The 15861-nt window shown below is 73.5% G+C and carries 17 protein-coding genes; 13 read left to right on the top strand and 4 right to left on the bottom strand.

What is annotated here, in order from left to right; all coding sequences use genetic code 11:
- The first annotated feature begins 108 nt into the window (after positions 1-108).
- Complete coding sequence (locus ACSUPV_RS05180; RefSeq protein WP_031112756.1) at positions 109-894, top strand: SGNH/GDSL hydrolase family protein; 786 nt, start codon at positions 109-111, stop codon at positions 892-894.
- 106 nt (positions 895-1000) lie between these two features.
- Here ACSUPV_RS05180 and ACSUPV_RS05175 read toward each other — a convergent pair whose 3' ends face one another.
- On the bottom strand, positions 1001-1621 hold the full coding sequence (locus tag ACSUPV_RS05175; RefSeq protein WP_078651164.1) for a TetR/AcrR family transcriptional regulator: 621 nt from the start codon (positions 1619-1621) through the stop codon (positions 1001-1003).
- Positions 1622-1696: 75 nt separating this feature from the next.
- Positions 1697-2875, bottom strand: a complete 1179-nt coding sequence (locus tag ACSUPV_RS05170) for a glutamate dehydrogenase (RefSeq protein ID WP_037770528.1) — start codon at positions 2873-2875, stop codon at positions 1697-1699.
- A gap of 125 nt (positions 2876-3000) precedes the next feature.
- On the opposite strand from ACSUPV_RS05170, the gene ACSUPV_RS05165 reads away from it, so the two are divergent.
- From ACSUPV_RS05165 to ACSUPV_RS05110, 12 genes are all read left to right on the top strand, one after another.
- On the top strand, positions 3001-4296 hold the full coding sequence (locus tag ACSUPV_RS05165; protein ID WP_436947013.1) for an MBL fold metallo-hydrolase: 1296 nt from the start codon (positions 3001-3003) through the stop codon (positions 4294-4296).
- Between the two features lie 530 nt (positions 4297-4826).
- Positions 4827-7055 (top strand): ATP-binding protein, encoded by a 2229-nt coding sequence (locus tag ACSUPV_RS05160; RefSeq protein WP_436947012.1) that lies wholly within the window; start codon positions 4827-4829, stop codon positions 7053-7055.
- Between the two features lie 68 nt (positions 7056-7123).
- A complete protein-coding gene (locus tag ACSUPV_RS05155) occupies positions 7124-7555 on the top strand; it encodes a roadblock/LC7 domain-containing protein (protein ID WP_031112764.1) in 432 nt (143 codons plus the stop codon).
- Between the two features lie 2 nt (positions 7556-7557).
- The gene (locus ACSUPV_RS05150; RefSeq protein WP_031112765.1) at positions 7558-7929 is read left to right on the top strand and encodes a DUF742 domain-containing protein; all 372 of its coding nucleotides are present in this window, start codon (positions 7558-7560) and stop codon (positions 7927-7929) included.
- Positions 7907-8536, top strand: coding sequence for a GTP-binding protein (locus tag ACSUPV_RS05145; RefSeq protein ID WP_031112766.1), 630 nt, complete (start codon positions 7907-7909; stop codon positions 8534-8536). The genes ACSUPV_RS05150 and ACSUPV_RS05145 overlap by 23 nt, the downstream gene beginning before the upstream one ends.
- Before the next feature lie 60 nt (positions 8537-8596).
- A complete protein-coding gene (locus tag ACSUPV_RS05140; RefSeq protein ID WP_359790410.1) occupies positions 8597-9169 on the top strand; it encodes a GAF domain-containing protein in 573 nt (190 codons plus the stop codon).
- A 181-nt stretch (positions 9170-9350) separates the two neighbouring features.
- The gene (gene tdh, locus ACSUPV_RS05135; protein ID WP_031112768.1) at positions 9351-10379 is read left to right on the top strand and encodes an L-threonine 3-dehydrogenase; all 1029 of its coding nucleotides are present in this window, start codon (positions 9351-9353) and stop codon (positions 10377-10379) included.
- 55 nt (positions 10380-10434) lie between these two features.
- On the top strand, positions 10435-11628 hold the full coding sequence (locus ACSUPV_RS05130; RefSeq protein WP_436947011.1) for a glycine C-acetyltransferase: 1194 nt from the start codon (positions 10435-10437) through the stop codon (positions 11626-11628).
- Positions 11629-11659: 31 nt separating this feature from the next.
- On the top strand, positions 11660-12562 hold the full coding sequence (locus ACSUPV_RS05125; protein WP_037770514.1) for a LysR family transcriptional regulator: 903 nt from the start codon (positions 11660-11662) through the stop codon (positions 12560-12562).
- Between the two features lie 46 nt (positions 12563-12608).
- Positions 12609-13181, top strand: coding sequence for a helix-turn-helix domain-containing protein (locus tag ACSUPV_RS05120; protein WP_031112774.1), 573 nt, complete (start codon positions 12609-12611; stop codon positions 13179-13181).
- Positions 13178-13705, top strand: coding sequence for a GNAT family N-acetyltransferase (locus ACSUPV_RS05115; protein ID WP_031112775.1), 528 nt, complete (start codon positions 13178-13180; stop codon positions 13703-13705). Before ACSUPV_RS05120 ends, ACSUPV_RS05115 begins: the two co-directional genes overlap by 4 nt.
- A 30-nt stretch (positions 13706-13735) precedes the next feature.
- Complete coding sequence (locus tag ACSUPV_RS05110; protein WP_031112777.1) at positions 13736-14092, top strand: MmcQ/YjbR family DNA-binding protein; 357 nt, start codon at positions 13736-13738, stop codon at positions 14090-14092.
- Positions 14093-14105: 13 nt separating this feature from the next.
- On the opposite strand, the gene ACSUPV_RS05105 is transcribed toward ACSUPV_RS05110, so the two are convergent.
- A complete protein-coding gene (locus tag ACSUPV_RS05105; RefSeq protein ID WP_436947010.1) occupies positions 14106-15023 on the bottom strand; it encodes a transketolase family protein in 918 nt (305 codons plus the stop codon).
- A 44-nt stretch (positions 15024-15067) separates the two neighbouring features.
- Positions 15068-15772: a transketolase gene (locus tag ACSUPV_RS05100; protein WP_359790406.1), complete on the bottom strand. Its 705-nt coding sequence runs from the start codon at positions 15770-15772 to the stop codon at positions 15068-15070.
- Between the last annotated feature and the right edge of the window lie 89 nt (positions 15773-15861).

The following is a 15861-nucleotide window of genomic DNA, read 5'->3' as shown; positions in this document are numbered from 1 at the left end:
GTGGCTTATCTCACCGCCCGTCAACCCTTTCCTACGGTCGCGTAGGTCACATTCGAGGGTGAATCATGAACGGCTGTGGCAGACGATTCGAAGAGTGACAGCAGAGCAGTGATCGGGTCGTACGTGGCGGTGGGGGACAGCTTCACCGAGGGCGTCGGTGATCCCGGCCCCGACGGGGCGTTCGTCGGCTGGGCCGACCGGTTCGCCGTCCTGCTCGCCGACCTCCGGCCCGAGGGCGACTTCCAGTACACCAACCTCGCCGTACGCGGAAAACTCCTCGACCAGATCGTGGCGGACCAGGTGCCGCGGGCCGTCGACATGGCCCCGGACCTCGTCTCGTTCTGCGCCGGGGGCAACGACATCCTCCGGCCCGGCACGGACCCCGACGAGGTGGCCGAGCGCTTCGAGCGGGCGGTCGCACAGCTCACCGCCGTGGCCGGCACGGTGATGGTGACGACCGGCTTCGACACGCGGGGCATGCCCGTGCTCAAGCACCTGCGCGGCAAGATCGCCACCTACAACGGGCACGTCCGGGCCATCGCCGACCGGTACGGTTGCCCGGTCCTCGACCTGTGGTCGCTGCGCAGCGTGCAGGACCGCAGGGCCTGGGACGCCGACCGGCTGCACCTGTCGCCCGAGGGGCACACGCGCGTGGCGCTCCGCGCGGGCCAGGTACTCGGCCTGGACGTGCCGGCCGACCCCGAGCAGGAGTGGCCCCCGCTGCCGCCGCGCGGCACCCTCGACATCCGGCGGGACGACGTCCACTGGGCGCGCGAGTTCCTGGTGCCGTGGATCGGACGCCGGCTGCGCGGGGAGTCGTCCGGCGACCATGTGACGGCCAAGGGGGCGCTGTCACCGGACGACATCAGGATGCGGATCGCCTCGGTGGCGTGAGCTTCCGGGGCTTGGGCTTCCGTGGCCTGAGCCTCGGTGGCGTGAAAGGGCCTTTCGCGGGGAGGGCCGCGTCGGCGGACGCCGGCGCGGCCCGCTCCACGGTGGCCTACTGCCCCGGGGGCGGCAGCGCCTGCCCCTCCAGGCCCAGTTCGCGTGCCAGCGCCTCGTCCGTCCACTGCTGTGCCCGCGCCCGCGGCACCGCGCCGGCGTAGGACGTCAGCTGGACGGCGAGGCCGTCGAGGAGGGCGGTGAGGCGCAGGGCCGTGCCGTGCGGGTCCGGGCAGCGGAACTCGCCCGCCGCCACTCCCTCCGCGATGACCTCGGCGATGGCCGCCTTCCACTGCCGGTCGAGGTCCTGGGCGACCTCCCGCAGCGCGGGCTCGCGCAGCGCCGCCGCCCAGCCCTCGATCCACAGTCGCCAGCCCTTGGCCTGGCCGGTGGGGGCGTACCACCGCACGGCCGACCGCAGCCGGCGCAGCGCCGACGTACGGCGGCCGAGCAGCTTGCGCAGGTGCGCGAGGTCGGCCTCGGCCGCGTGCCGGAACGCGGCGGCGACCAACTGCTCCTTCGTCGAGAAGTGGTAGAGCACCAGCGCGTTGCTCACCCCGAGCGCCGAGGCCACGTCGGCGATCCTGACCGCCGCCACGCCCCGGGCCTCGATCTGCTCGATGGCGGCCCGCAGCAGCTCACCGCGCCGTTCCGCCACGCTCAACCGGACTCTCGTCACGCCGTCACCCTACCCACGCACCGCCGGGCCCCGACGTGCGGATCCGGCCGGTCCGGCACAGGCTGCGCGACCGCCTCAGCGGTACCAGCCGAACCGCTCCGCGATCACCGGCAGCCGGTCCGCGGCGATCGCGTGGGCAGCGGCCCGGGGCGTCGTCCCCTCGGCCCGCGCGCGGGCGAGCATCAGCTCGACCAGGGCCCGCATCGAGCGGCGCGTGTACGCGAACGCCTCCTCGGCGTCCGCGCCGATGTCCCCGAACAGCGTCCACCACCACCAGGCGTTCGTGCCGGAGTTCACCACGACGTCCGGCAGTACCGTCACCCCGCGCGCGGCCAGCAGCGGCTCCGCCTCCGGCCGTACCGGCATGTTGGCCGCCTCGACAACCCAACGGGCGGTGATCCGCCCCTGGTTCCCGGCGTCGATCGCGTACGAGACCGCCGCCGGCACCAGCACCTCCGCGTCGGCCGACAGCCAGGCGTCGCCCGGCAGGTCGCGGTCGCCCGGCCGCAGCGCCGAACGGTCCACGGTGCCGTGGGCGTCCCGCGCGGCGAGCAGCGCCTCGACGTCGAGGCCCGCCGGGTTGGCGATCGTGCCCTTGATGTCGGCCACCGCCACGATCGTGAGCCCCGCGCGCGTGAGGAAACGCGCGGTGGCCCCGCCCATGGTGCCGAACCCCTGGAGGGCGACCCGGGTGCCCGCGTACGGCAGGCCCGCCCGGTCCAGGGCCGTGAGGGCCGCCTCGGCCACACCGCAGCCGCCGACCAACTCGTCCAGGCCGATGCCGTCCACCTCGACCGCGAACGCGTCCGCGAGCCGCCGCCGGGCCTCGGACTCGTCGTCGAGCAGCGGGTACACGGCCTGGATCGAGGAGACCAGCCCCGCCTCGGCGGCGGCCAGGTCCACCAGGTCCTGACTGAGGCCGAGGTCCTCGCCCGTCGTCCACAGGCCCTCGACGTACGGCCGCATGGCGCGCAGGTAGCGCACCAGCAGCGGGTACGCCTCCGGATCCCGCGGGTCGCAGTCGATGCCGCCCTTCGCGCCGCCGAGCGGGACGTAGCGGCTGCCGGGGTCGTAGTGCAGGGCCTCCTTCACGGTCATGCCGCGGGCCAGGCCGGCGACCTCGTCCAGGGTGCAGCCCGGACGCATCCGCAGACCGCCGCTGGCGACGCCGCGCACCAGCCGGTCGACGACCAGGAAGCCCCGCCGGCCGGTGACGTGGTCGGTCCAGGTGAGGGACAGCAGGGGGCCGGACATGCGGGCTCCTTCGCGAGATTACTGAATCATCGGTCAGTATCGCCCCGGGCGGGACCCCTGTGCACCGGTGTTGTCGGAGGGGCCGACCATAATGGAAAGCCTGACCGACTCCACCTGGAGGTACCGTGGCCGGTTCCCGTTCCCTGAACTCCGGGCTCCGCGCGCTGCGGCCCGAGGCGTTCGGCGCGGACCCCAGCGGCGAGCGCATGGCGCGCATCCGCAGATCGCCCCACTTCAAGGACGGGGTCTTCCAGAACCCCGGCGGCCCCGCGCGGACCCGGCCCTCGGGCTCGACCCTGGACTTCGCGAAGGTCTTCTTCGACAAGGAGACCCGGCCCCGCCGCGCCCCCAAGGGCACGGTGCCGGTGCACGCCACCACCCTCGCCGACATCGCCCGGCCGCCGGCCACCGGGCTGCGCCTGACCTGGATGGGGCACTCCAGCGTGCTCGCGGAGATCGACGGCCGCCGGGTGCTCTTCGACCCGGTGTGGGGCGAACGCTGCTCCCCGTTCCCCTTCGCCGGCCCCAAGCGGCTGCACCCCGTGCCCCTGCCGCTGGCCGCGCTCGGCCCGGTCGACGTGGTGGTCATCTCGCACGACCACTACGACCACCTGGACATGCCCACCATCAAGGCCCTGGCCGGCACGGACACGCTGTTCGCCGTCCCGCTCGGCGTCGGCGCCCACCTGGAGCACTGGGGCGTCTCCGCCGACCGGCTGCGCGAACTGGACTGGCACGAGTCGACGAAGATCGACGGCCTCACCCTGACGGCCACCCCGGCCCGGCACTTCTGCGGCCGGGGACTGCGCAACACCCAGCACACCCTGTGGGCCTCCTGGGTCGTCGCCGGTGACGAACACCGGATCTACCACAGCGGCGACACCGGTTACTTCGACGGCTTCCAGGAGATCGGCGCCGAGCACGGGCCGTTCGACGCCACGATGATCCAGATCGGCGCGTACTCCGACTTCTGGCCCGACATCCACATGACCCCCGACGAGGGCATGCGCGCCCACCTGGACCTCCAGGGCGGACCGGAGCACGGCCCGATGCTGCCGATCCACTGGGCCACGTTCAACCTGGCGACACATCCGTGGGCGGATCCGGGCGAGGGCACGGTCGCGGCGGCCCGCGCCGTGGGCTCCCGCGTCGCCCTGCCCCGCCCGGGCGAGCCCTTCGAGCCCACGGCCGAGACTGTCCCATCGGAGCCGTGGTGGCGAGGGGTGGCGCTCGCCCCGACCGGCGGCCGTCCGGGCGGCGGCGGTTCGGTCGGTGGCGGTTCGGTGGGGGAGGCCCTCGCCGACGCCACGATCAAGGCCGTCTCGGACGCGGCAGCCGTGGCCCAGGCTGATACGCAGCGTGACGGCCGGGGCGGGGCGGGCAAGGGCACCGAGGACCCCGAGACGCTCCCGGCGGGCTGACTCGAGGCGCGGTACGGACGGACGGCGAGGGCCGGGGAGCGAGAGGCTCCCCGGCCCTCGCCGTCTCTGTGTGACCGCTTCTGACCAGGTCGGATCGAAACGTTTACGTGTGCGGTCGGATGTATGACGGGGTTATCGGTCTGTCGTACGAGACCTCATACCAGAGCGGGACGCTCACCGTATGAGTTTGTCAACTGCCCACCGCACATGATGCGCTGGCGACTACTGTCAGTGGCCGTCGGGAAACAGACGGATCAAGGAGCGGGGGCCGGCACGTGCAGGCGCAAGGCGGACGAGGGAGTCGACGCGAGGAGGATCCCCGCTGCCCGAGCGCGACCGAGGCCGGCACGGGCGCGGCCGTGGCCGCCGCCCCGGAGCGGCATACGGACCCCGGCCGGGCCGGTGCCGGGCGGGAACGGCGCGAGTCCGGACGGACGGCCCGGGGCGCGCGGAAGCGGCCGCGCGAGCCGGTCCACACCTCCGCGAGCCCCCCTGGCAGTCAGGACCGACGGACCAGTACGAGGACACCGATGTCTCACCTCCGCGCCCCGGCCGCACGCGCAGACCGCCGTGAGGGCGGGCGGCACGGGCGGCCGGCCGCCCGCACCGCCACCGCGCTGCCCGAGACCCACATACGGCCGCAACTGCTGCGTCTCGCGGTACTGCCGCCCGTCGCCGTCGCCCTGAGCGGCTGCGCCGCCGTCCTCTTCACCGTCCGCTCCACCGGAACACGGCCGGGCCTCACGCTGTGGGCCGTACTCGCCGGCGCGGTCTTCGTGACCCTCGTCGGCATCGTCGTCGCCGCGGTGGCGGCCAACCGGGCCGCCAGGTCCGTGCGCGACCGCATCGGCGTGCTGCGCCGCGCCACCGTCCGGCGCGAGGCCGACCTGTGCGCCCTGGTCGAGACGCTGCGCCGCGGCGACGGACCGCCGCAGCACAGTCCGCAGAGCCCGCGCGACGGCGCCGCCCAGGACGCCGACGACTTCGAACTCCTCTCCTGCGACCTGGCCCGCGCGCACGACGGCGCCGTCACCGCCGTCGTCCAGGCCTCGCAGCTCTCCAGCCAGGCCGGCAGCGAACAGAAGCTGGAGGTGTTCGTCAACCTCGCCCGGCGCCTGCAGTCCCTGGTGCACCGCGAGATCTCCATCCTGGACGAGCTGGAGAACGAGATGGAGGACCCCGACCTGCTCAAGGGGCTCTTCCACGTCGACCACCTCGCCACGCGCATCCGCCGCCACGCCGAGAACCTCGCCGTGCTCGGCGGGGCCGTCTCCCGCCGCCAGTGGAGCAACCCGGTATCCATGACCGAGGTGCTGCGCTCGGCCATCGCCGAGGTCGAGCAGTACTCCCGGGTCAAGCTCGTGCCGCCCGTCGACGGCACCCTGCGCGGGCATGCCGTCGCCGACGTCATCCACCTGTTGGCCGAACTCGTCGAGAACGCCACGGTGTTCTCCGCCCCGCACACCCAGGTGCTGCTGCGCGCGGGCCTTGTCACCTCCGGGCTCGCAGTCGAGGTCGAGGACCGCGGACTCGGCATGCCCCTGGAGGAGCAGACGCGCATGAACGCGCTGCTCGCCGACCCGGACCAGGTGAACGTCGCCCGGCTCCTCGCCGACGGCCGCATCGGGCTCTTCGTCGTCTCGCAGCTGGCCCGGCGGCACGGCATCACCGTCCGCCTGCAGACCAACATCTACGGCGGAGTGCAGGCGGTGCTCGTCGTGCCGCAGGCGCTGCTCGGGGCGGAGGCGGGAGCGCCCGGCGGTGCGGGCCGGCCCCAGGGCGGCGGTACGGCGACGGGTGCGGAGCGCCCGGCCGTGCCGATGCGGCAGACGGGGCAGCACGGGCAAGCGGGGGAGCACGGGCAGACGGGGCAGCACGGGCGGGCGGCGCAGGGCGGGCAGCCTTCGGGTGGAGCCGGAGCCCTCGGCCTGTCCGAGGGGAGGTCGCCCGCCGAGGGGAGGTCTCCCGCCGAGGGGACGATGTCCGGCTTCTCGTCCATGCCGGTGCCCGCGTCCGAGGCGCGGTCGTCCGGCCCGGCGGCATCCGCCATCCCGTCCGCGCCATCCGCCGTCCCGGGCAGGGCATCCGTCGACCCGTCCGCGGTTCCCACCGGCCCGTCCGCGGCCGGCCTCGCGCCCGATGGGTACCGGCAGGCGGCCGAACCGGCCGCGGGCGGCAGCCCGAAGAACGGCCGGCCCGCGCCGCTGCCCGTGCGCGGCGCCCGCCGCGAGCGGCCCACCCCGGCCGAGGCCCGGCCCGGCATCAGCGCCGACGACCGGCGCATCCTCGCCGAGAACGTGACCGCGCCGCCCACCCCGCGCAACGGCGCCGTGCCCGGCACCATGGGCAAGCCCCAACTGCCCCGCCGCCGCGCCCAGGAGCACATCGCACCCCAGTTGCGCGACGGCCCGGCGCCCCGCCAGGACCCCGAGCACCTCGTCGGCCACGACCCCGGTCTGATGGCGGCCTTCCAGCGCGGCATCAGCCTCGCCGAGGCCCAACAGAACATGGAGGCCGGGAACATGGAGTGGGGCGACACCATGTCTTCCCACAGGGACAGGGAGCCCGCCCACAGGGATCCGATCCCCCGGCAGCCGGCACAACTGGAGCCGCTCCCCACCGAGCTGTCCTCCTCGACCACCCCGGCCTCCATGGACGCAGTCCGCACCACCGAGGCACGCGGCCTACGGGACGGTGCGGGCGCGTCCCGCCCCGACCACACCACCACCCGGCACGACGGGAGCGCACCCGCCGGATGACCACCCCCGTTTCCACCCCCACCCCCAGCGCTCCCGCAGACCTTCGTACCCCAAGGAGTCGATCCACCATGGCGAGCGATGCGCCGACCGCCCATGTATCCGATCTCGACTGGCTGATGAGCGGCCTCGTGCAGCGCGTACCGCACACGACCGCCGCCGTGCTGCTGTCCTGCGACGGACTCGTGAAGTCCGTGCACGGCCTCGACCCGGACAGCGCCGACCACATGGCCGCGCTGGCCTCGGGCCTGTACTCCCTCGGCCGCAGCGCCGGCGTCCGCTTCGGCGACGGCGGCGACGTACGGCAGGTCGTGGTCGAGCTCGACTCGACCCTGCTGTTCGTCACCACCGCCGGCTCCGGCACCTGCCTGGCCGTGCTCGCCGGCCGGGAGGCCGACGCGGCCGTGCTCGGCTACGAGATGGCGATGCTGGTCAAGAGCGTCCGCCCCTACCTGGTGACCGCTCCCCGGCAGTCCGTCGAATCCCCGGCGATGAGGCCTTGAGCGTGACGGCGGCCGGTGACGGGCCCTGGCTCGACGACGCGGCCGGGCGCCTGGTGCGCCCGTTCACGGTCAGCAACGGCCGTACCCGTCCCACCGTCGCGCTCGACCTCGTGTCGCAGGTGATGGCCACCGGGGCGACCCCCCTCGGCTATCTCGGCCCCGAACACGCGGAGGCGCTCGAGCGGTGCCGTGTGCCCGTCGCGGTCGCCGAGGTGGCCGCGTATCTGAAACTGCCGGTGGCCGTCACCAAGGTGCTGCTGGCGGACCTCGTCGACTGCGGGGCGCTGACCACCAAGCCCCCCGCGTTCCACCACAACCCGACGGACCGGGCTCTTCTGGAGGCAGTGCTCGATGGACTACGACGACAGCTCTGACTACGCCGACGGACCCGGCCGCGGCGCCGACCCGTTTCCCACCGCGCTGAAGATCCTGGTGGCGGGCGGGTTCGGCGTGGGCAAGACGACCTTCGTCGGCGCGGTCAGCGAGATCGCACCGCTCAGCACGGAGGAGCTGCTCACCACCGTCAGCGCCGCGACCGACAACCTCGACGGCATCGAGAACAAGGTCGAGACGACCGTGGCCATGGACTTCGGCCGCATCACGCTCGACCCGCAGCACGTGCTCTACCTCTTCGGCACGCCCGGCCAGGAGCGATTCTGGTTCATGTGGGACGAGTTGTGCGAGGGAGCGCTCGGGGCGGTCATCCTCGCCGACACCCGACGCCTCCAGGAGTGTTTCGCGGCCGTCGACTTCTTCGAGCAGCGCGGCCTCGGCTTCATCATCGCCGTCAACGAGTTCGACGGTTCCCACCGCTACGACCCCGAGGAGGTGCGCGCGGCACTCGACCTGCCCGAGGAGGTCCCCGTCGTGTGCTGCGACGCCCGGATCTCCAGCTCCGGGGTCCAGACCCTGCTGACCCTGGTGCGCCACCTCATCGCCCACGCGCCCGCCCCCGCGACGGGGTATGGCGCCCACATGTGATCTCCAACCACCCTCAGGGAGACCGTATATGACGCATGCCCACACTCCGGGAGCGTGCCCATGAGCTACGACCCGCCGCGCCCGGCCGGTCGTCTGCTTCTCACACCCGAGGACAAGGAGGCCCCAGCCCGCGCCCGCCGACTGCGCGGGCTGGGCCTCGGGGAGCGCCCCGAACCCGCACTCGACACCTTCGCCCACCGCCTCGCCGAGCTGACCGGGGCGCCCTACGCCATGGTCAACTTCCCCGGCGAGCAGGGGCAGTTCTACGCCGGTCTGTACGTCCCGGCCGTGGCGCCGGTCGTGCGGAGCGACGGCACCAGCCCGCAGCTCGGCCGCACGCTGCCCCGCGACCATGGGTTCTGCCCCCATGTGGTGGCGCGACGCAAGGCCCTGGTCCTGGAGGACGTCCACGACTATCCGCGGTTCGCCGGCAACCCCGTGGTCGACGAGTTCGGTGTCCGCTCCTACCTGGGCGCACCGCTCATCGACGGCACGGGCCTGGTGCTGGGCACGGTCAGCGTCGCCGACGTCGAGCCACGGCCCTGGGGCAAGCCGGGCCTGACCGCCATCAAGGAGCACGCCGCGCGGCTCGCCATGGAGCTGGAGGGCCGGGACGGCCTGCTGCCCTACTGAACGCCCTGATGTCCGCCGTGCCCGTGGAGGCGTGAAGGAAAGCTGAGGCGGCGCTTAAGAAAACCTCGATGGACCGGTGCGGCAGCCGTACGGCAGATTGCTGTGCGATCCCACTCCTCTCCCGGCCCAGGGGCTCCTTCGGCATGCCCGGAGCCGGGACCCACCCTCAGGAGCCGTAGCGGTGAAGGCGCTGGTCAAACAGAAGGCGGAGCCCGGTCTCTGGCTCACGGACGTCCCGGAACCCGCCGTCGGGCCCGCGGACGTGCTGATCAAGGTGCTCCGCACCGGCATCTGCGGCACCGACCTGCACATCCGGGCCTGGGACGGCTGGGCCCGGCAGGCGATCGACACCCCGCTCGTGGTCGGGCACGAGTTCGTCGGCGAGGTCGTCGAGACCGGGCGGGACGTCACCGACATCGGCGTCGGCGACCGGGTCAGCGGCGAAGGGCACCTGGTGTGCGGCAAGTGCCGCAACTGCCTGGCGGGCCGCCGCCACCTGTGCCGGGCCACCATAGGGCTGGGCGTGGGCCGGGACGGGGCGTTCGCCGAGTACGTGACGTTGCCCGCCGCCAACGTGTGGGTGCACCGGGTGCCCGTCGACCTCGACGTGGCCGCGATCTTCGACCCGTTCGGCAACGCCGTGCACACCGCGCTGTCCTTCCCGCTCGTCGGCGAGGACGTGCTGATCACCGGCGCGGGCCCCATCGGCCTGATGGCCGCCGCCGTGGCCCGGCACGCCGGCGCCCGCCACGTCATGGTCACCGACGTCAGCGAGGAGCGTCTGGAGCTCGCGCGCAAGATCGGCGTCAGTCTCGCGCTCGACGTCTCCGGCGCCACCATCGCCGACGGGCAGCGCACGCTCGGGCTGCGTGAGGGCTTCGACGTCGGCCTGGAGATGTCCGGCCGCCCCGAGGCGCTGCGCGACATGATCGCCAACATGACGCACGGCGGCCGGATCGCGATGCTCGGCCTGCCCGCCGAGGAGTTCCCGGTCGACTGGGCCCGGATCGTCACCTCGATGATCACCCTCAAGGGCATCTACGGCCGCGAGATGTTCGAGACCTGGTACGCCATGTCGGTCCTGCTGGAGGGCGGGCTCGACCTCGCCCCCGTCATCACCGGCCGGTACGGCTACCGCGACTTCGAGGCGGCGTTCGCCGACGCGGCGAGCGGCCGCGGCGGCAAGGTCATCCTCGACTGGACGGCGTAACTCCCGCCCCCCCCGCAAGACTCCCTCCCTCCGCGAGCACCTTAGGAGCTTCCTGATGTTCGACTCCGTGCGTGACGACCTGCGCGCCACCCTCGACGAGATTCGCGCCGCCGGACTGCACAAGCCCGAGCGGGTCATCGGCACCCCGCAGTCCGCGACCGTCGCCGTCACCGCGGGCGGCCGCCCCGGCGAGGTCCTCAACTTCTGCGCCAACAACTACCTCGGCCTCGCCGACCACCCCGAGGTCGTCGACGCCGCCCACGAGGCCCTGGACCGCTGGGGCTACGGCATGGCCTCCGTGCGCTTCATCTGCGGCACCCAGGAGGTGCACAAGGAGCTGGAGGCGCGGCTGTCGGCGTTCCTCGGCCAGGAGGACACGATCCTCTACTCCTCCTGCTTCGACGCCAACGGCGGCGTGTTCGAGACGCTGCTCGGCCCGGAGGACGCGGTCATCTCCGACGCGCTCAACCACGCGTCGATCATCGACGGCATCCGCCTGTCCAAGGCCCGCCGCCTGCGCTACGCCAACCGCGACCTCGCCGAGCTGGAGGCCCGCCTGAAGGAGGCCTCCGACGCGCGGCGCCGGCTGATCGTCACCGACGGCGTCTTCTCCATGGACGGCTACGTGGCCCCGCTCCGCGAGATCTGCGACCTCGCCGACCGCTACGACGCCATGGTCATGGTCGACGACTCCCACGCCGTCGGCTTCGTCGGCCCGGGCGGCCGCGGCACGCCCGAGCTGCACGGCGTCATGGACCGCGTCGACATCATCACCGGCACCCTCGGCAAGGCCCTCGGCGGCGCCTCCGGCGGCTACGTCGCCGCCCGCGCGGAGATCGTCGCCGTGCTGCGCCAGCGCTCCCGGCCGTACCTGTTCTCGAACACGCTGGCCCCGGTGATCGCGGCGGCGTCCTTGAAGGTGTTCGACCTGCTGGAGTCGGCGGACGACCTGCGCGTACGGCTCGCCGAGAACACGGCGCTCTTCCGCGGCCGCATGACCGAGGAGGGCTTCGACGTCCTCCCCGGCGACCACGCCATCGCCCCGGTGATGATCGGCGACGCGGCGAAGGCCGGCCGCATGGCCGAACTCCTGCTGGAGCGCGGCGTGTACGTGATCGGCTTCTCCTACCCGGTCGTGCCCCAGGGGCAGGCCCGGATCCGCGTGCAGCTGTCGGCCGCCCACTCCACGGACGACGTGCACCGCGCGGTGGACGCGTTCGTCGCGGCACGGGCGGAGCTGGAGGGCTGAGAAGCAGCGGTGACCTGAGAGAATCGATCGCATGATCGAGGCGCGGCGGCTCCACATCCTCCGTGCGGTGGCCGACCACCGCACGGTGACGGCGGCTGCTGCCGCGCTGTACCTGACCCCGTCGGCCGTCTCCCAGCAGCTCGCCGCGCTGGAGCAGGAGACCGGCCACCGGCTCGTCGAGCGCGGCGCCAAGGGCGTACGGCTCACCCCGGCCGGCGAGATCCTGCTCAGCCACACCAACGCGGTCCTCGCCCAGCTGGAGCGCGCCGAGGCCGAGCTCGCCGCCTACAGCTCGGGAGCGGCCGGCACCGTCACGGTCGCCTCCTTCGCCACCGGGATCGTCCTGGTCGTGGCGCCCGCGGTGGCCCGCCTCGCCGAGTCGGCGCCCGGCATCCGCATCCGCGTCCAGGATGCCGAGGGCGACGCCAGCCTGCCGATGGTGCTGGACCGGCAGGTGGACGTCGCTGTCGCGGTCGAGTACCGCGGCGCCCCGCCCGCCGACGACCCCCGGCTGGCCCACGTACCGCTGTACGCGGAGCCCTTCGACGCGGTCGTCCCGGTCGGCCACCGCCTGGCCGACGCGGCCGAGGTGCCGCTCGCCGAACTGGCCAAGGACTGCTGGATCGGCCCCTACCCCGGCAACCCCTGCCATGACGTGGTGGTCCTGGCCTGCGAGAACGCCGGTTTCCAACCCCGCATGGAGCACTCCTCGGACGACTTCCGCGCGGTCGTCGCCCTCGCCTCGGCCGATGCCGGTGTGGCCCTCGTACCGCGCTCGGCGCTGCGCGGCATGGACCTCGCCCGCGTGGTCGTCCGCCCCGTCGACGGCACGCCCCCCACGCGCCGGGTCTTCGCCGCCGTACGCCGGGGAGCCGAGGAGCACCCGCTCATCCGGCCGGTGCTGGACGCGCTGAGCGCGGTGGCCCCGATGTGAGGACTCCTTAACGCGCTCGTCTCATATCCGGGATAGCGTCCCGGATATGAGAAGCGACGAGTTGGACCCCGTCGACACCAGGCTGGGTGCCCGCCTGGCTGAGCTGCGAGCCCAACACGGCTATTCCCTGGGCGAGTTGGCCGACCGCAGCGGAGTGAGCCGGTCCACCCTCTCCCGTGCCGAGCGGGCCGAGATCAGCCCCACGGCCTCGCTCCTGAACCGCCTGTGCGCCGTCTACGGCCGGACCATGTCCCAGCTCCTCAGCGAGGTCGAGGCCGAGCCGGCACCCGTGGTGCGCACCGCCGACCAGCCCGAGTGGCAGGACCGGGCCTCCGGCTTCGTACGGCGGTCCGTGTCCCCACCGCACCCGGGGCTGCGCGGCGAACTCGTCGAGGGACGGCTCACCGCCGGCGCCGACCTCGCCTACGACCGCCCTCCGGTGGCCGGCCTGGAGCAGCACATCTGGGTGCTCGAAGGGGCCCTGGAGGTGACCGCGCAGGACACCGCACACCACCTGGGCACCGGTGACTGCCTGCGGATGCGCGTGTGGGGGCCGACCCGGTTCCGGTGTGCCGCCCCCGAGGGCGCCCGGTACCTGCTGGCGGTGGTGCGGCCGTGATCCGTCTGGACGAAACCCGGCTGCGGCGTCATGCCGGGGCGTTGGCGGACCTGTTGGCCGACACCGTCGACGGCGGCGCCTCGGTCGGTTTCCTCGCCCCGCTCGACCGCGCGGAGGCCCTGGCCTGGTGGCAGGAGCGGGCCGCCGACGTGGCGGCGGGCCGGCTCGCCGTCTGGGCGGCCCGCGACGGGGACCGCGTACTGGGCACGGTGAGCCTGGCCTTCCCCGGCAAGACCAACAGCCGCCACCGCGCCGAGGTCGTGAAGCTCATGGTGCGCCGGGAGGCCCGGGGGCGGGGCCTCGGACGCGCGCTCCTGGCCACCGCGGAGGACGCCGCCGCGGCGGCCGGCATCACCCTGCTTCACCTGGACACCGAGACCGGCAGCCCGGCCGAGCACCTGTACCGGTCCGCCGGCTGGACCGCGATCGGCGCGATCCCCGACTACGCGGCGCGCCCCGACGGAGTGCTCCGGCCGACGACGATCTACTACAAGCACGTGCCGGCGACCGCTCCCACCAGGTGATTGTCAGTGGCGGGAGATACCGTGCCTGCCATGCCGGATGCCGAAGACGTACGACGGATCGCCCTGTCCCTGCCGGACACGACGGAGAAGATCGCCTGGAGCATGCCCACGTTCCGGGTCGCGGGCAAGATGTTCGCCACGCTGCCGGAGGACGAGACGTCCATCGCCGTGCGCTGCCCCAAGGTGGAGCGGGACGAACTGGTGCTCGCCGAGCCGGGCAAGTTCTGGATCGCGGACCACGAGGCGCAGTTCGCCTGGGTCCGGGCCCGGCTCGACGCGCTCGAGGACGAGGCCGAACTGCGGGACATCCTCACCGACTCCTGGCGCCAGGCGGCCCCGACGCGGCTCCTGGAGGCACATCCCCGGCTGGGCCTTCCGGCGGAGTGACACCCTCCGGCGCTCACGCGACAGCGGCCGCCCCTGCCCCGAGGAAGCTCCCGACGCGCTCCCGCAGCGACCGGGCGTCGAGCCCGTGGGCGGCGACGTGCTCCTCCAGCTGCCCGTACCGCCGCAGTTCGCGCCGGCCCACGCCCAGCCCGAGCACCCGGTGCGGCACATCGGACAGCGCGTCGTTCGCGGCGGCCGTCGACGTGCCCGCCAGATAGGGCTCGACCAGGACGATGTCCGTCCCGGCCGTCTCGGTGGCGCGGCGCAGGGCGGCCCCGTCGAAGGGGCGGACGGTCGTCGCGTACAGCACGGTGACGTCCAGGCCCTCGGTGGCGGCGAGCACCGCGTCGAGCGTCGGCCCCACGGCGACCACCACACCGGAGCGCCCCTCGCGGACGGTGCGGAAGCGCTCCCCGTCCACCGGCAGCGCAAGGCTGTTGGACTGCAGGGACAGCCGTACGTACACCTTGTCGTCGCCCGCGGCGACCGCGTGCCGCAGCAGCGTCTCGGCCTCGTCCGGGTGGCCCGGGACGTGGACGGTCCAGCCGTCCAGGGTGTCGAGGAGGGCCACGTCGCCGGGCGCCATGTGGGTGTAGCCCCCGGCGGGCCAGTCGAAGGAGGCGGCGGCGCTCACCAGCACCGCGCCCGCGTCCTGGTGTCCGAGATCCAGCTTGACCTGCTCGAAGGGCCGCTCCACGAGGAAGCTGGCGAAGGTGTGCACGACGGGCCGCAGCCCGGTCAGCGCCAGCCCCGCCGCCGCGCCGACGAGGAGCTGCTCGCGGATGCCGACGTTGACGACCCGGTCGGGATGGCGGCGGGCGGCCTCGCTGAAGCCGTCCACGCCGATCTCGGCGAGGACCACGGCGACCCGGGGGTCCTCGTCGAGCAGCCGGGAGACGACAGGGGCGAAACGGTCACGCATGGTGTCCATGGGTACGGATTCCTTCCGTGGGGTCGGGAGTCGGGGGTCGGGGGTCAGGCGGACTTCGGCTCGACGCGGGCCACCACCACGTGCGGGCGGCCCGGGTGCGGCGCGGTGAAGGCGGCGTACAGCGCCTCGTGGTCACGGCCGTCGACGGTCAGCGCGGACCAGCCCGCGGCCTCGAAACGGGCGGCGATCCCGCCGGGACGGGCGTACGTCGCCGAGGAGTTGTCGATGACGACCGTGTGCAGCCGGTCGAGTCCGGCGGGCCCGGCGAAGGCGATCGCCTCGTGGTTGCTGCCCTCGTCCAGCTCGGCGTCCCCGACGAGCGTCCACACCCGCGGCTCGTGGAGGCCCTGGGCGCGCAGTCCCAGCGCCGTGCCGACGGCGATCGGCAGCCCGTGCCCCAGCGAGCCGCTGCCGATCTCGGCCCCCGGCACGAGCGTGCGGTCCGGGTGGTGGCCGAGCGGGGAGTCGTACGAGCCGAACCCCGGCAGCCACTCCACCGGCAGGAAGCCCTTGGCGGCCAGTACGGCGTAGTACGCCATCGGCCCGTGTCCCTTCGACAGCAGGAAACGGTCCCGCTCCGGGTCGGCCGTCCCCTCCGGGCTCACCCGCAGCACCCGGTCGTAGAGCACCCACAGCACGTCCAGCGTGGACGTCGCGGCCGGGCCGTGCTTCTCGTCGCCGGTCATCAGGGCCATCAGCCCCGGCAGGTCGGCGTACCGGTACGTGTACGTGTGCGTCGCGTTGGTCATGACGACGAGCGTGCAACCTCAACCAATGTTGAGGTCAAGCGGCACCCGCGAGAAACGGATGCGCGATCACCGGTGCGAGTGCGGTATTG

The sequence above is a fragment of the Streptomyces sp. SudanB52_2052 genome, from assembly GCF_964272415.1.
Classification (GTDB): Bacteria; Actinomycetota; Actinomycetes; order Streptomycetales; family Streptomycetaceae; genus Streptomyces; species Streptomyces olindensis.
This window is presented reverse-complemented; position numbering and strand designations above follow the sequence as displayed.

What these genes read in the sequence shown, in the direction of transcription:
- ACSUPV_RS05170 (WP_037770528.1), bottom strand. Translation starts at nt 2,875, where the DNA reads ATGTCCGGCCCCCTGCTGTCCCTCACCTGGACCGACCACGTCACCGGC.
- ACSUPV_RS05160 (WP_436947012.1), top strand. Translation starts at nt 4,827, where the DNA reads ATGTCTCACCTCCGCGCCCCGGCCGCACGCGCAGACCGCCGTGAGGGC.
- ACSUPV_RS05155 (WP_031112764.1), top strand. Translation starts at nt 7,124, where the DNA reads ATGGCGAGCGATGCGCCGACCGCCCATGTATCCGATCTCGACTGGCTG.
- ACSUPV_RS05145 (WP_031112766.1), top strand. Translation starts at nt 7,907, where the DNA reads ATGGACTACGACGACAGCTCTGACTACGCCGACGGACCCGGCCGCGGC.
- ACSUPV_RS05140 (WP_359790410.1), top strand. Translation starts at nt 8,597, where the DNA reads ATGAGCTACGACCCGCCGCGCCCGGCCGGTCGTCTGCTTCTCACACCC.
- ACSUPV_RS05130 (WP_436947011.1), top strand. Translation starts at nt 10,435, where the DNA reads ATGTTCGACTCCGTGCGTGACGACCTGCGCGCCACCCTCGACGAGATT.
- ACSUPV_RS05125 (WP_037770514.1), top strand. Translation starts at nt 11,660, where the DNA reads ATGATCGAGGCGCGGCGGCTCCACATCCTCCGTGCGGTGGCCGACCAC.
- ACSUPV_RS05120 (WP_031112774.1), top strand. Translation starts at nt 12,609, where the DNA reads ATGAGAAGCGACGAGTTGGACCCCGTCGACACCAGGCTGGGTGCCCGC.
- ACSUPV_RS05110 (WP_031112777.1), top strand. Translation starts at nt 13,736, where the DNA reads ATGCCGGATGCCGAAGACGTACGACGGATCGCCCTGTCCCTGCCGGAC.
- ACSUPV_RS05105 (WP_436947010.1), bottom strand. Translation starts at nt 15,023, where the DNA reads ATGGACACCATGCGTGACCGTTTCGCCCCTGTCGTCTCCCGGCTGCTC.
- ACSUPV_RS05100 (WP_359790406.1), bottom strand. Translation starts at nt 15,772, where the DNA reads ATGACCAACGCGACGCACACGTACACGTACCGGTACGCCGACCTGCCG.